13 protein-coding genes are annotated in these 14697 nt (G+C 67.4%); 7 read left to right on the top strand and 6 right to left on the bottom strand.

Annotation, left to right across the window (positions count from 1 at the left end; genetic code table 11):
- Positions 1 to 296: 296 nt before the first annotated feature.
- The 4 genes from KZX42_RS13395 to KZX42_RS13380 all read left to right on the top strand — a co-directional run bounded on the left by KZX42_RS13395 (position 297) and on the right by KZX42_RS13380 (position 4650).
- Positions 297 to 1043, top strand: a complete 747-nt coding sequence (locus KZX42_RS13395; RefSeq protein ID WP_312571283.1) for a phosphatase PAP2 family protein — start codon at positions 297 to 299, stop codon at positions 1041 to 1043.
- Between the two features lie 83 nt (positions 1044 to 1126).
- Positions 1127 to 2449 (top strand): acetyl-CoA hydrolase/transferase C-terminal domain-containing protein, encoded by a 1323-nt coding sequence (locus KZX42_RS13390; protein WP_248120004.1) that lies wholly within the window; start codon positions 1127 to 1129, stop codon positions 2447 to 2449.
- 51 nt (positions 2450 to 2500) lie between these two features.
- Positions 2501 to 3304, top strand: coding sequence for an ATP-binding cassette domain-containing protein (locus tag KZX42_RS13385; protein WP_248120002.1), 804 nt, complete (start codon positions 2501 to 2503; stop codon positions 3302 to 3304).
- A 59-nt stretch (positions 3305 to 3363) separates the two neighbouring features.
- Entirely contained in the window at positions 3364 to 4650 is a 1287-nt protein-coding gene (locus KZX42_RS13380; RefSeq protein ID WP_248120000.1) for a PQQ-dependent sugar dehydrogenase, read from the top strand.
- A gap of 4 nt (positions 4651 to 4654) precedes the next feature.
- Here KZX42_RS13380 and KZX42_RS13375 read toward each other — a convergent pair whose 3' ends face one another.
- The gene (locus KZX42_RS13375; RefSeq protein ID WP_248119998.1) at positions 4655 to 5893 is read right to left on the bottom strand and encodes an argininosuccinate synthase; all 1239 of its coding nucleotides are present in this window, start codon (positions 5891 to 5893) and stop codon (positions 4655 to 4657) included.
- A 190-nt stretch (positions 5894 to 6083) separates the two neighbouring features.
- On the opposite strand from KZX42_RS13375, the gene KZX42_RS13370 reads away from it, so the two are divergent.
- Positions 6084 to 8936 (top strand): pitrilysin family protein, encoded by a 2853-nt coding sequence (locus KZX42_RS13370; RefSeq protein ID WP_248119995.1) that lies wholly within the window; start codon positions 6084 to 6086, stop codon positions 8934 to 8936.
- A gap of 113 nt (positions 8937 to 9049) precedes the next feature.
- Here the strand turns inward: KZX42_RS13370 and yihA are convergent, their stop codons facing one another.
- From yihA to rpmH, 4 genes are read right to left on the bottom strand one after another with little or no spacing between them, the layout of a single operon-like run.
- Complete coding sequence (gene yihA / locus KZX42_RS13365; RefSeq protein WP_248119994.1) at positions 9050 to 9703, bottom strand: ribosome biogenesis GTP-binding protein YihA/YsxC; 654 nt, start codon at positions 9701 to 9703, stop codon at positions 9050 to 9052.
- The gene (gene yidC / locus KZX42_RS13360; protein ID WP_248119984.1) at positions 9700 to 11496 is read right to left on the bottom strand and encodes a membrane protein insertase YidC; all 1797 of its coding nucleotides are present in this window, start codon (positions 11494 to 11496) and stop codon (positions 9700 to 9702) included. Before yidC ends, yihA begins: the two co-directional genes overlap by 4 nt.
- Positions 11493 to 11897: a ribonuclease P protein component gene (gene rnpA / locus KZX42_RS13355; RefSeq protein ID WP_248119982.1), complete on the bottom strand. Its 405-nt coding sequence runs from the start codon at positions 11895 to 11897 to the stop codon at positions 11493 to 11495. Before rnpA ends, yidC begins: the two co-directional genes overlap by 4 nt.
- A gap of 30 nt (positions 11898 to 11927) precedes the next feature.
- On the bottom strand, positions 11928 to 12062 hold the full coding sequence (gene rpmH, locus KZX42_RS13350) for a 50S ribosomal protein L34 (protein ID WP_003164000.1): 135 nt from the start codon (positions 12060 to 12062) through the stop codon (positions 11928 to 11930).
- Positions 12063 to 12188: 126 nt separating this feature from the next.
- On the opposite strand from rpmH, the gene KZX42_RS13345 reads away from it, so the two are divergent.
- Positions 12189 to 12938: a TVP38/TMEM64 family protein gene (locus KZX42_RS13345; RefSeq protein WP_248119980.1), complete on the top strand. Its 750-nt coding sequence runs from the start codon at positions 12189 to 12191 to the stop codon at positions 12936 to 12938.
- Positions 12935 to 14407 carry a HAMP domain-containing sensor histidine kinase gene (locus KZX42_RS13340; RefSeq protein WP_248119978.1) on the top strand — a complete coding sequence of 491 codons (1473 nt, stop codon included), beginning with the start codon at positions 12935 to 12937 and terminating at the stop codon, positions 14405 to 14407. The genes KZX42_RS13345 and KZX42_RS13340 overlap by 4 nt, the downstream gene beginning before the upstream one ends.
- A gap of 13 nt (positions 14408 to 14420) precedes the next feature.
- Here KZX42_RS13340 and KZX42_RS13335 read toward each other — a convergent pair whose 3' ends face one another.
- Positions 14421 to 14684, bottom strand: a complete 264-nt coding sequence (locus KZX42_RS13335; RefSeq protein WP_248119976.1) for a hypothetical protein — start codon at positions 14682 to 14684, stop codon at positions 14421 to 14423.
- Between the last annotated feature and the right edge of the window lie 13 nt (positions 14685 to 14697).

The raw sequence follows: 14697 nt of genomic DNA, 5'->3' as shown, positions 1-14697 counted from the left end.
GTCCTGAACAGAAATCGCCTAGAGCCACCTGCGCCATAACCACATCATCTTGTGGGTTCGGCGCTCCCTGAGCCCACATATAGGGCGCATATGCCTAATGACCCGTCAACGGGCTTGACGGTCGGTTTATGAGCGAATCGGTCGAACAAGTCGCGCAGGCATGTGGAAAAGCCAGCAAGCAAGCCAGCACGCCCCTTTTGCATCCTCGCGACAGCGAGATCACGACCGCGTGATCGGAACATCCCGCCAGCTTGGCCGTTCGCCTGCCCATGACACTCGCAGACGTTCGCGCCGTTTTGAGACGTATCCTGACAGTCGCTCGCACCGAGGTCGCGGCCCTGACCGCCCTTTTGGTCATGGCGGGCGGGGTGTGGAGTTTCGTCGAGATCGCCGACGACATGAGTGAGACGGACGGCCAGGCCTTCGACCAGCACGTCCTGGCGCTGATGCGACCCTATGCCGACGATCCCGGCCGGCCGTGGGGTCCGTGGTGGCTGAAGGAGGCGGCGGCCGACATCACCTCCCTGGGCGGCATATCGGTGCTGGGTCTGTTCGCCCTGATCGTGATCGTCTTTCTGCTGAGCCAGAGGAAATGGCTGTCGTCGCTTCTACTGGTGTTGGGGCTCGCCGGCGGGGTAGGGCTGAGCGAAGGCTTGAAGGCGGTGTTCGAGCGCGAACGGCCGCCCGCGGCCATGCAGGCGGTGGAGACGATCAACGCCAGCTTCCCCTCGGGCCATGCCCTGCTTTCCACCGTGTTTTATCTGTCGGTTGCGGTCATGCTGACCCGCGCCTTTCCCAAGCGGCGGTTCAAGGCCTTCGTCCTGGGCGTGGGCATACTGATGGCCCTGCTGGTCGGGCTGACCCGCATCTATCTGGGGGCGCACTGGGCGTCGGACGTGCTAGCCGGATGGGCTGTGGGCGCGGCCTGGGCCATGGCGCTGTGGCTGATCGCTTATGGCGTGGCCCGGCTGCAGCGGGGGCGTCACGCCGCGCTGCAGGACCACGAGATGCTGGACCGAACCGAGGCCCCGACCAAAGTCTAAGGCCCCTCTCCCTCCACGACAGAGGATATTGGGCCTGGACGCCCCCGCAAGGGTCACGAGAGGGGCGCAGACGGAGACACGCCATGGACGACGCCGCCCGCCTCTACGCCGAACGGTTGAAAACCCCCGATCAGGCCGCCGCCCTGATCGCTTCGGGGGCCAAGGTGGCCATGGGCCTGGGCGTGTCCCAGCCGCCGGCCTTGCTCCAGGCCCTGGCCGACCGGGCCGAGCGCGGCGAGGTCGAGGACGTCAACCTCTACTATCTGCTCAGCACCGCCATCGCCGGCCAGACGGTGCTGCGCGACGAACTGATGGGCCGCATCCGTCCCTGGAGCCTGTTCCACACTGCCATCGAGCGCGGGCTGGAGCAGCGGGCGCGCGACGCGGGCAGACCCAATCCGGTCCAGTTCATCCCCACAGGGTTTCAGCAGTCGCCGCGCCTGCTGTGTCATGAGGTGGGGGTGGATACGCTGATCTGCGCCGTGTCGCCGATGGACGAGGACGGCTTCTTCTCGTTCGGCACGAACACCGACTATTCCAAGCCGGTGTCAGAGACGGCCCGGACGGTGATCGTCGAGGTCAATCCGCACATGCCGCGCGTGTTCGGCGACTGCACCGTCCATGTGTCGAAGGTCGCGGGCATTGTCGAACACGCCGCTCCGCTGCTGGTCGTGCCCAAGGCCCAGCCCTTGCCCGCCGACCGCATCATCGGCCGGATCATCGCCGATCTGGTCGAGGATGGCTCCACGCTGCAGATGGGCATCGGCGCCCTGCCCAACGCCGTCTGCGACGCCCTGAAGGACCACCGTGACCTGGGCGTCCATACCGAAATGCTGACGCCCGGCCTGGTCGAGCTGATGCAGGCGGGAGCGGCCAATCACGGCCGAAAGACCCTGCACCCCGGCGTCGGCGTCTTCGCCTTCTCGATGGGCGACCAGAACACCTACGACTTCCTGGACGGCAATCGCGAGATGGAGGCCCATCCGGTCTCCTATGTGAACGATCCGGCGGTGATCGCCCGAAACGCCAGGATGATTTCGGTCAACGCCACGCTTCAGATCGACCTGTCCGGCGCCTGCTGTTCGGAGTTCCTGAACGGTCGCCAGTTCACGGCGGCGGGCGGCCAGCTGGACTTCGTGCGCGGCGCCTATGGGTCGGAGCGCGGCAAGTCGATCATCGCTTGCCATTCCACGGCGGCGAAGGGCGCGGCGTCGCGCATCGTGGCGCGTCTGGACGGGCCGGTGACGACGCCGCGCAACGACACACACATCGTCGTCACCGAACACGGCTGGACCAATCTGAAGGGCAGGTCGACCAGCGAACGGGCGCGCGCCCTCATCGCCCTGGCGGCGCCCGAGTTCCGCGAGGGCCTGGCGCGCGAGGCCCAGGCTCAGGGCCTGATCTGAGCTCGCGCCCTTGGGTTCCACTTCTTGCCGACGACGGCTAGGCTTTCGGCCATGACCCAACCGCTTCTGTCGATGGACCACGTCAGCGTCGCACGCGGAGACCGCACACTGCTGAACGGCGTCAGCCTGATCCTCCCCGAAGGCCGCCACACCGCCATCCTGGGCCGCAATGGGTCGGGCAAGTCGACCCTGGTCAAACTGATCACCCGACAGCTCTATCCCACCGCCGGCGTGGGCGGCGACGGCGGTCTGGGCGAGGTCCGCATTCTGGGCCGCGCCCATTGGGACGTCTTCGAGCTGCGCAGCCTGCTGGGCGTCGTGTCGCCCGCCGTCCAGTCCGACTTCACCAGCGACGAGGGGCTGGAGGTGTTCGATGCGGTGGTGTCCGGCTTCTTCGCCGCACGGGGGGTGTGGAAGCACAAGGTGACGGAGCCGATGCGTCGGGCCAGCCGCGAGGCGCTGGAGCGGATGGGCGCTGGCCACCTGACCGGGCGGACGATGGCCACCCTGTCGACCGGCGAGGCGCGCCGCGTGCTGATCGCCCGCGCCCTGGTCCACCAGCCCCGCGCCCTGCTGCTGGACGAACCCTGCAGCGGGCTGGACCCGGCGACGCGGCGACAGTTTCTGGAGGCTCTGCGCGACGTGGGGCGGTCGGGCGTGACCCTGGTGCTGGTCACCCACCACATCGAAGAAATCCTGCCCGAGATCGACCATCTCGTCCTGCTGCGCGATGGCCAGGTGCTGGCGGACGGCGCCAAGGACGACCTGCTGACCCGTCCGGTCCTCAGCGACCTCTTCGGCCTGCCGACCACGGTCGAACGACGCGGCGACTGGTTCTGGGCGCATCTGGATTGAAGCGGAGCGTCCTGCGGCGGCTTGCCGGAGGAGGACGAAAGGGAGAAGCTGGAAACTTCATGCTGCGCCCCTTCCTTCTGATCCTGGCTCTGATCGCCACGCCAGTCGGCGCGGGCGCGGCCCAGAGAGCCTATGCGACGCAAGGCGACTGCGCCGGGCGGCCGATGACCACGGTGCGGATGGCGCCGGGCTATTGCCTGGGCCTGGTGTGGCAGGGCGACGGGGCGGACGGGCCGCGAATGCCGCGCGGGCTGCTGGCCCTGTCCGGCGGCGACTGGCTGGTCACCGACCTGGGCGGTTGGCAGGCCGGGCGGGGCTCCGTCTGGCGCCTGGCGTTCACACCGGACGGATCGCCGCGTTGGCGCAGATTGGCCCAGGGTCTGTCCATGCCCCACACCGTGGCGCGCGGGCCGGACGGCCGCATCTATGTGTCCGAAATGAACCGCATCCTGACGCTGGACCCGGAGGCGGCCGATCCGGCGGCGACGGTGCGGACCGTGATCGGCGGCCTGCCGGACAACCGGCTGCACGACAACCGCCACCCGCTGTCCAGCTTCGTTTTCGATGGCGACGGGGCGCTGCTGGTCAATGTCGGCGCGCCCAGCGATAGGTGCTTGGACGACAGGGGCCGGCCGCGCACGACGACCTCGGGCGCCTGCGCCGACAGCGCCGAGACGGCCCAGGTTCGGCGTCACGCCTATCTGGGGAACGGCCGGTGGGACGAGGCCGGCGCGGTCTTCGCCTCGGGCCTGAGGAACTCCATCGCCCTGGTCCGGCATTCGTCGGGCACGATCCTGCAGGGCGAGAATTCGGTCGACCTGACCACGCCGGATCATCCCTATGACGAGATCAATGTGCTGCGCCCAGGCGGCCATTACGGCTGGCCCTACTGCATGGACCTGGCGACGCCCCTGCCGGGATGGAGCGCGGCGCAGGCGCGGTGCGGCCAGAGGGATCGGCCGTTGGCCCTGCTGCCGCCGCACGCCGCGCCGCTGGACCTGATCTATTACGACGGGGCGATGTTCCCTGAACTGCGCGGCCGGCTGTTGATGAGCTGGCATGGCTATCGCCGCACGGGCGGACGGATCGTGGCGGCCGAGACGGACGGCGAGGGGCGGCCCCTGACCGACATCGGCGGCCGCTACGCCATCTATCCGCGCGGCGCCCTGTCCTATCCGGCCGGCGCGCCCAGCATACGCGGCAAGGTGCTGACGCCGGGCTGGGACGCGGTCGCGGGCCGTCAGCCGCGCGGCTCGCCTGTCGCCCTAGCGGTCGCGGCCGACGGGTCGATCTGCATCGCCGACGACCGCAGCCGGGCGATCCTCAGGATCGCCCGGGCCGATTGAGACCCTAGCCCTCGCGCGCCTCGCGCTTGGCCAGGACACGAAGACGCAGCGCATTCAGCTTGATGAAGCCCGCCGCGTCCTTGTGGTCATAGGCCTGGACGCCTTCCTCGAAGGTCACCAGATCCTGGTCGTAAAGGCTGTTGGGGCTTTCGCGGCCGATGACCGAGACATTGCCCTTGTACAGCTTGACCTTGACCGAGCCGGAGACCTTTTCCTGGCTCTTGTCGATGGCGGCCTGCAGCATCTCGCGCTCAGGCGAGAACCAGAAGCCGTTGTAGATCAGCTCGGCGTATTTCGGCATCAGCTGATCCTTCAGGTGCATGGAGCCGCCGTCCAGGGTGATGCTTTCGATGCCGCGGTGCGCCGCGATCAGTATGGTCCCGCCGGGGGTCTCATAGACGCCGCGCGACTTCATGCCGACGAAACGGTTCTCGACCAGGTCCAGACGGCCGACGCCGTTGTCGTGACCGTACTGGTTCAGCGCGGTCAGGATCGTCGCGGGCGACATGGCCTCGCCATTGATCGAGACGGGATCGCCCTTTTCGAAGCCGATCTCGATGACGGTCGCCACGTCCGGCGCGTCTTCAGGGCTTATGGTGCGCTGGTGGACGAACTCGGGGGCCTCGACCGCCGGGTCTTCCAGCACCTTGCCCTCGGACGAGGAGTGCAGAAGGTTGGCGTCGACGCTGAAGGGCGCCTCGCCGCGCTTGTCCTTGGAAATCGGAATCTGGTTCTTTTCTGCGAAGTCCAGCAGAGCCTCGCGGCTGCGGAACTCCCACTCGCGCCATGGGGCGATGACGCGGATGTCGGGCTCCAGCGCATAGTAGCCCAGCTCGAACCGGACCTGGTCGTTGCCCTTCCCGGTCGCGCCGTGACAGACGGCGTCGGCCCCGACCTGACGCGCGATCTCGATCTGGCGCTTGGAGATCAGCGGGCGGGCGATGGAGGTGCCCAGCAGATAGTCGCCTTCGTACTGCGCATTGGCGCGGAACATGGGGAAGACGAAGTCGCGCACGAACTCTTCACGCAGGTCGTCGATGAAGATGTTCTCGGGCTTGATGCCCAGCTTCAGCGCCTTCTCTCGCGCCGGGCCCAGTTCCTCGCCTTGGCCCAGGTCGGCGGTGAAGGTCACGACCTCGGCGTTATATTCGGTCTGCAGCCACTTCAGGATGATCGAGGTGTCCAGACCGCCCGAATAGGCGAGGACGACTTTCTTGACGGGCTTGTCGGCGGGTGCGGACATGGCGGCTCTTTCAGCAAGGGGCGGTCAGTCGGGGAGTTGACGCGCGCATAAGACCGGGGGTCCGGCGATGCAACCTTTTCCAAGCAAGGTCGGACGTCGAACATGAAGCTTTGGTCATGTTTCATTCCGTCGCGTTGCCAGCCGATCGACCCGCGTTATGGTCCGTTCACCTGAAATCCGAGGATGATCTATGCGCCGCACCGGCTCTCTCGTCGCCGCCGCCGCCCTTCTGGCGGTGTCCACCCCCGTCTGGGCCTCCGTCGCGCCCGCGCCCGCCGTCCAGGCCGCCGCGCCCGCCCCGCGCGCCGCGCCGGTCGCCGACCTGGTCGCCGCCGTGGACATTCCCTACACCAGGTTCACGCTGGACAACGGCCTGACCGTCTTGGTTCACGAGGACCACAAGGCGCCCGTCGTCGCCGTGTCCGTCTGGTACAATGTCGGCTCCAAGGACGAACCGGCGGGCAAGACCGGCTTCGCCCACCTGTTCGAACACCTGATGTTCGGCGGGTCGGAGAATGCCCCGGGCAGCTATTTCACGCCGATGCGCAACATGGGCGCGACCGACATGAACGGGACCACCTATTTCGACCGCACCAACTATTTCGAGACGGTCCCGACCCCGGCGCTGGAACAGGCCCTGTTCATGGAAAGCGACCGCATGGGCTATATGCTGGGCGCCATCAGCCAGGAGACGCTGGATCTGCAGCGCGGCGTCGTCCAGAACGAAAAGCGTCAGGGCGACAACCAGCCCTATGGCCTGAGCCAATACAAGCGGCTGGAGGCCCTGTTCCCCGAAGGCCACCCGTATCGACACACCACCATCGGGTCGATGGCCGACCTGGACGCCGCCTCGATGCAGACGGTCCGCGACTGGTTCACCTCCAACTACGGCCCGAACAATGCGGTCCTGGTGCTCGCCGGCGACATCACGCCCGCCAAGGCGCGCGAACTGACCGAGAAATATTTCGGCCCTATCGCGCGCGGCCCGGTCAACAATCCGGCTCAAGCATCGGTGCCGACCCTGGCGGCGCCGATCAACGAGACCTCTCACGATCGCGTCTCCAACGCCCGTGTCTGGGTGAACTGGGCGGTGCCGGGCATGCTGGACCCCGACTCCGTGCCTCTGAGCGTCGGCGCCGAAGTGCTGGGCGGCCTGGCCTCCTCGCGCCTTGATAACGAACTGGTGCGCGGCGAACAGACCGCCGTCTCGGTCAGCGCCAACAACAGCGACTTCCACCGGGTCGGCATCTTCGAGATGAGCGCCATGGTGAAGCCCGGCGAAGATCCCGCGGCTGTCGAGGCGCGCATGCGCGAGATCCTGAACGGGCTGATCGCCAACGGTCCGACCCAGGACGAGATCAACCGCGTTGTCACCCAATACGCCTCGCGCCGCATCCAGGGCCTGGAACAGGTGGGCGGCTTTGGCGGCAAGGCCACGGCGCTCGCCGAGGGCCAGCTCTATGCCGGCGATCCCGAGTTCTACAAGAAGCAGCTGGCCGCCTACGCCGCCGTCACGCCGGCCCAGGTTCAAGCCGCCATGCAGAAGTGGCTGACCCGTCCGGCCTATACGCTGACCACCCTGCCCGGCCAGCGCGAAGCCTATCAGGAGGCGGCCGCCTCGCCGTCCGGTGCCAACCATATCCCGGCGCCGGAAATCCAGCGCAAGGCGCGCATGGCCAAGCCCGAGATCGGCCAAGTCGCCAACGTCGACTTCCCGGCGGTCGAGCGCACCCGTCTGTCGAACGGCATGGAGGTGATCTACGCCCATCGCGACGCCACCCCGACCACCAAGATCGCCATCGACTTCGACGCGGGCCTGGCCGCCGACGACCGGGCCAAACTGGGTCTGCAGACCCTGATGCTGGACCTGATGGACGAGGGCACCCAGACGCTGAACGCCACCCAGCTGGCCGAGGCGCAGGAGGCCCTGGGCGCCACCATCACCACCGGCGCGACCATGGACAGCTCGCTGATCCAGTTGTCGGCCCTGACGCCCAACCTTCAGCCGTCGGTGGCCCTGATGGCCGACGTCGTGCGCCGCCCCGCCTTCGCCCCGGCCGAGCTGGAGCGGCTGCGCGCCACCCGCCTGTCGCGCATCGCCGCAGAGCGCACCCAGCCGGCGGCGCTGGCCAGCCGCGCCCTGCCCGAACTGATCTATGGCGCCGACAGCCCCTACGGCCGTCCGTTCAGCGGCGCGGGCGACGAAACCAGCGTCAAGGCGATCACCGAGGCGGACATCCGCACCGACTACGCCAGGTGGATCCGGCCGGACAACGCCAAGATCTTCATCGTCTCGGACAAGCCGCTGTCCGAAGTGACCCCGATCCTGGACGCCGCCTTCGGCCAGTGGGTGCCGCCGGCGTCCGCCAAGCCGGTCAAGGATTTCTCGGCCCCCATCCCGGCCGCGACACCCAAGATCGTGCTGATCGACCGTCCACAGTCGCCCCAGTCCTACATCATGGGCGGCGAGGTTCTGGGCGTCTCGGGCAAGGATGATCTTCTGGTGCTGAACGCGGCCAACAATGTGTTGGGCAACGATTTCCTGTCGCGCATCAACACCGACCTGCGCGAGACCAAGAGCTGGTCCTACGGCGTCAACGCCTCGGTCAATCCGTTCGCCGGGCGCGTGCCCTATCTGGTGACCGCCCCGGTCCAGGCCGACAAGACCGGCCCCGCCATCGAAGCCTTGAACCAGCAGTTCAAAGACTTCCTGTCGGGCGGCAAGGGTGTGACGGCCGAAGAGCTGCAACGCACCATCAACGGCAACACCCGCCGTCTGGCCGGCAGCTACGAGACGTCGTCGGCGGTGCTGGCGGCCATGCGTCAGAACGATCTGCTGGGTCGGCCCGACAACTATCCCGAGACGGTCGCGGCGCGCACCAACGCCCTGACGGCGGCCCAGCTGGACGCCGCCGCCAAGGCCGCAATCGACCCGTCCAAGTTCGTCTGGATCGTGGTCGGCGACGCCTCGGTGGTCAAGCCGCAGCTGGATGCCCTGGGCATTCCGGTCGAAGTCCGCTCGGCGGCGCCCGCCGCCCAGTAAAGACGACGGCAGACCGAAACGGCGAAGGCCCGGAGAGCGATCTCCGGGCCTTTTTTCCATGCTTCCCTCTGTTCCCGTCATCCTCGGGCTAGACCCGAGGGTGACGGGGGCGTTCAATCCAGCGTCGCGCCGGTCGTGCGCATGATCTCGGCGCGCAGTTCGGGCAGGCCCAGGCCCTTCTCGGACGAGGTCAGGGCCACGACCGGGAAGGCGGCGGGGCGTTTGGAGATGGCCTTCAGCGTGGCCTCCTGAACCTTCTCGCCTTCGCCCTTCTTCAGCTTGTCGGCCTTGGTCAGGACGATCTGATAGCTGACCGCGGCCAGGTCCAGGGCGTCCAGCGCCTCCGTGTCCACGCTCTTCAGCCCGTGGCGGCTGTCGATCAGAAGATAGACCCGCTTCAGCGTCACCCGGCCGCGCAGATAGTCGCGACCCAGATCCTGGAACTTCTTGACCGTGGTCTTGGACGCCTTGGCCCAGCCATAGCCCGGCAGGTCGACCAGACGCAGCTTGCCGTCCAGATCGAAGAAATTGACCTCGCGCGTGCGGCCCGGCTCGTTGGAGGCGCGGGCCAGCTTGTGCATGCCGACTAGGCCGTTGATCAGGCTGGACTTGCCGACATTGGATCGGCCGGCGAAGGCGATTTCGGGCAGGTCGGGATCGGGCAGTTGCTCGATCTTGGCTGCGCCCATGACGAAGGTCGCGGGCCGCGCAAACAGGATGCGCGCGACCTCGATCTCCTCAGGGGTGAACTCGGTCTCGTCGATCACGCCGGCGATTTCTTGAAGCGGGCGAGGAAGGCGTCGATGGGGTTCTCGGCCTTGTAGCGATGCATGATGACGTACTGCTGCAGGATGGTCAGGACGTTGGACCAGGCCCAGTAGATCAACAGGCCCGCCGCGAACGGCGCCATGATGAAGGTGAAGATCAGCGGCATGAACTGGAAGATCTGACGCTGGACCGGATCGGCCGCCGGCGGATTCATCGCCGTCTGCAGCCACATGGTCAGGCCATAGGCGATGGCCAACAGGCCCAGGTGCAGCGGCCCGGCCAAGAGGCCGCCGATCAGCGGCGCCATCGAAGGATCCCACGGAATCAGGCCGAACAGGTTCCAGATCGACGACGGATCGCGCGCCGACAGGTCGTGAATGAAGCCCAGGAACGGTTGGTGGCGCATCTCGATGGTGACGGTCAGCACCTTGTACAGGGCGTAGAAGACCGGAATCTGGAGCACCAGCGGAAGACAGCCGGCGACCGGATTGATCTTCTCGCGCTGATACAGCGCCATGGTTTCCTGCTGCTGCTTCTGCGGGTCGTCTTTGAACTTCTTCTTGATCTCCTCCATCTTGGGCTGGAGGTTCCGCATCTTGGACATCGAGGCGTAGGCGTTGTTGGCCAGCGGGAACATGACCAGTTTGACGATGACGGTCAGGGCAAGAATGGCGACGCCGAAGCTGCCGACCAGGCCATAGACGTTCTCCAGGATCCAGAAGATCGGGCGCGTCAGGAACCAGAACATGCCCCAGTCGATCGCATAGACGAAGCGCGGCAGGTTCAGGCTCTGCTCATAGGATTTCAGCACCTCGGCGCGCTTGACCCCGGCGAACAGGCGCTGGGTCTCGGTCGCGGTGGAGCCGGGCTGGACGGTGCGGGTCGTGCCCAGCAGATTGGCTTCCAGCTGCTGGCCGGCGCCTTCGCCGCGCACGCGGAACTCGGTTTCAACCGCCTCGTTCTGCTGGGGCAGCAGGGCCGCCAGCCAGTATTTGTCGGTGATGCCCAGCCAGCCGCCGGTCGAGGCGTTCTCGATCCGGGGCTCCTTCAGCCAGTCCTTGTACTTCTTCTGCTCGGTCCGATAGTCGCCGGGCTTGCCGAAGGTGCCGATGGCGCCCTCGTGGACGATATGGGAGGAGCCGGCTGCCGGCGGCACGCCCTGGCGCTGGACGCTGCCGTAGGGGGCGATGGTTATGGCCTGGGTTCCCAGGTTCTGGACCGTGTCCTGGATCGAGAAGACGTATCTGTCGTCCACCGACATGACGCGGGTGAAGCGCAGGCCCTGGCCGTTGTCCCAGGTCAGGGTGATCGGCGTGGTCGGCGTCAGGGTCGAGCCGTTGGTCAGGCGCCAGACCGTGTTCGGCCCCGGCACGCCGCCGGCCACGTTCGGGCCGGTCCAGCCGAACTGGGCGAAATAGGCGTTCTGCATTCCCTGCGGGCGGAACAGCTCCACCGGCTGTGGCTTGTCCTGGACCTCGCGGTAGTCGGTCAGGAAAAGGTCGTCGATCCGCCCGCCCTGCAGCGACAGCGAGCCCTTCAGCGTGCCCGACTGGATCGGCACCCGCGCGGCGCTGCTCAGCGCCTGGCTGCGGTCGGTGACGAAGGTGGGGCCTTGCGGGCTCAGCGCCGTGCGCGCGGCGTTCTCGGCCGTCTGCGACTGTTCGGCGTGCGCCTGCTGCTGCACCGCCCGACGCTCGGCCTGCGGACGCAGGACGGCGAAATAATAGATCCCCATGATCAGGGCCGAGCACACGATGAAGGTGATCGTGTTGCGCGTGTTCTCGTTTTTCATGGAATCTGGCGGTCCTGGCCGGAAGGGGCGCGGGCGGGCGAAGGCTTGTCAGCCTTGGGTGTCGCCAGCCTTGTAAGGGTGGATTTCACGTCGTCAAGCAAACGGTCCCACGCGCGCTCCGTCGTGCCCATGCGGGCGATGAAGACATAATCGCTGCCGGGCACGCCGTGACGGGCCAGCATGGCCCGCGCGGCCTCGCGCAGACGGCGTTTGGCGCGGTTGCGAACAACCGCCCCGCCGATCTTCTTGGTGGCGGTGAAGCCCAGGCCGATGTGCGGCGAACCGTCGCCGCGATCCAGCCTCTGGATCACCACGGCGCCGCGCGCCTCGGAAACGCCTTTGGCGGCCGCCAGGAACTGGGGCCGCCGCAACAGACGCTTGATCTGTAAAGGGTCGCTCATGCGTCCAGAGACCGGGACGCGATAAGCCGCTTACGCCGTCAGGCGCTTGCGGCCCTTGGCGCGACGGCGCGCAACGATCTTCTGGCCGTTCTTGGTGGCCATCCGGCTGCGGAAGCCGTGACGGCGCTTGCGCACGAGTCGCGACGGCTGATAGGTCCGCTTCACGGTCGGCTCCTGACGTTAAAAGGTTGGGCGACGGGGCAAGAGGCGTCCGCCGCAGGAAGGGCGGGCGTATAAGTCGCATGATCGCGCGAGTCAACGCTCGGTCGGCAATTCGGGAATGACGGACCTATGGCGAAACGAACGGCGAAGGAGTGGGCCCTGCGGCTGGCGCCGCTCATGGCCATCGCCGGCCTTGTGGTCGCCTTCTTCGTCCTGGGCTGGAACCGCTATCTGTCGATGGATCTGATCCGCGAACACGGATTGAACCTTCAGGCCTATGCTCGGGATCACTTGTGGATCGCGCTGGCGGCCTTCGTCGCCGTCTACGCCCTGGCGACCGCCTCGACCATTCCGGGGCCGGTCTTCCTGACCCTGCTGGGCGGGATGATGTTCGGCCCCTATGTCGGCGCCCTGGCCCAGTCGACGGGGGCGACGATCGGCTCGGTCGTCATCTATTATGTCTATCGCACCTCGATCGGAACCTGGCTGCGCGCCAAGTTCGAGGCGGACGCCGGCTTCATGGATCGGCTGGCCAAGGGGATCGACAGCAACGCCTTCACCACCCTGTTCACCCTGCGGGTGATCCCCAGCGTGCCCTTCGTCCTGGTCAACGCCACGGCGGGAATGATGGCCGTGCCCTTGCGGCCCTATGTGATCGCCACCTTCATCGGCCTGTTGCCATCGACCTTCATCTACACCTGGATCGGATCGCAGCTGGGCGATCTGTTGCGCGCGGGCGTGCGGCCGGACCTGCCGCTGCTGCTGCACCAGTTCTTCTGGCCGTTGATGGGGGTGGTCTTCCTGTCGCTGCTGCTGCCCATCGGCATCAAGCTTTTCCAGATGATCCGTGCACGGCGGATCGCGGAGACGCCGGCATGAGCGCCCTGTTCGACCGGATCGCCGCGCGGCTGAACCTGTCGCCCGAACAGGCGGCGACCTGGCGCGAGCGCCTTACACCGCGCGCGCCCGACGGCCTGTCGGCGCGGCTGCTGCTGCTGACGGTCGCCTTCACCCTGGCGGTGGAGGCGCTGATCATGGGGCCGAACCTGGCGGCCTTCCACGAACGCTGGCTGCGCGACCGCTTGCAGGCCGCCGAACTGGCCTCGGTCGGGGTCGAGGCCCTGCCCTATAGCGCGGTGGAGGACGACACGGCGGCCGAGTTGATGCGGATCGGCGGGGTCCAGGCCGTGGCCCTGACTGAACAGGGGGTGCGGCGCCTGCTGCTGCAGGCCCCCAACCTGCCCCGCGCGCCCGAACTGATCGACCTGCGTCAGCAGGACAGCTGGGCGCGGCTGACCGACCCCTGGCGCACCCTGTTCGGTCATCCCGACCGTTCGCTGCGGGTCCAGGCCAAGCCGCGCTATCGCTCGGGCGACTTCATCGAGATCGTCACCCCGGCCCAGCCGCTGAAGCTGGAGCTGAAGGCCTTTCTGCTGAACAGCCTTCTGGTGTCGCTGCTGATCTCGGCGACGGCGGGGGCGCTTCTCTATGGTGGTCTGGCGCTTCTGGTGCTGCGCCCCCTGCGGCGCGTGACCCGGTCGATGGAGCGGTTCGCCGCCGATCCCGAAAGCGAGGCCGAAACCCCTTCCGACCGGCACGACGAGATCGGCCGGGTCGAGCGCGAACTGAGCCGGATGCAGGAGGAGGTGCGCCATTCCCTGCGCTCACGCGCGCGTCTGGTGGCTCTGGGCGAGGCGGTGGCCAAGATCAACCACGACCTGCGCAACATGTTGACCTCGGCCCAGATGGCGTCGGACCGGCTGGCGTCGTCCGCCGATCCCCAGGTCGCCAAGGCCCTGCCCCGACTGGAGCGGGCCCTCAGTCGCGCCGCCAGCCTGTCGCGCAACGTGCTGGAATACGGCAAGAGCGAAGAGCCGGCGCCGCAGAAGACCCGCGTCGTCCTGACCAAGGCCCTGACCCTGGCGGCCGAGGACGCAGGGCTGGACCCCGACGGCGTGCGTCTGGTCAAACAACTGCCGGCGCGGTTCGCGGTGGAGGCCGACCCTGACCAGCTGTATCGCATCCTGGTCAATCTGATGCGCAACGCCCGTCAGGCCATCGAGGCCGATCCCGCCCGCCCGCCCGAGCGACGTGGCCGGGGCGCCATCACAGTCAGCGCCTTCGGCGACGACGGCTTCTGCGTGGTCCGCATAGCCGACGACGGGCCGGGCATTCCGCCGCGTTTGGCCGAACGCCTGTTCGAGCCGTTCGTCAGCTCCAAGACCTCGGACGGCACGGGCCTAGGCCTGACCATCTCTCGCGAGCTGGCGGCCCTGCACGGCGGGGATTTGAGGCTGGTCGAGGCGGACGGGGCAGGCGCGGTCTTCGAACTGCGCCTGCCGTCCTGAGCGCCGGTTGCGCCTATTCCAGTCCGTCGTCGGACACGACGAAGGCGCGGTTCTCGGCCTTGGCCTGGGCGGCCAGCTCCTCCTGCACCAGATGCCAGCGCCGCAGCCGCTCATAGTCGATGGCGTGTTCGGGCGAGGCGTCCAGCCAGTGGCGGAAATCCTCGATCTGCAGTCGGGCGTCGGCCGCCGACGAATCCGGCAGGGCCGGCACATTGGGCAGCTGGCGCGCGACTTCGGCGGGAATGGGGAAGTCGCCGGACGAGGTGCTCAGGATCATGCGTCGTCTCTGA

It is taken from the genome of Brevundimonas sp. EYE_349 (genome assembly GCF_023147505.1).
Classification (GTDB): domain Bacteria; phylum Pseudomonadota; class Alphaproteobacteria; order Caulobacterales; family Caulobacteraceae; genus Brevundimonas.
This window is presented reverse-complemented; position numbering and strand designations above follow the sequence as displayed.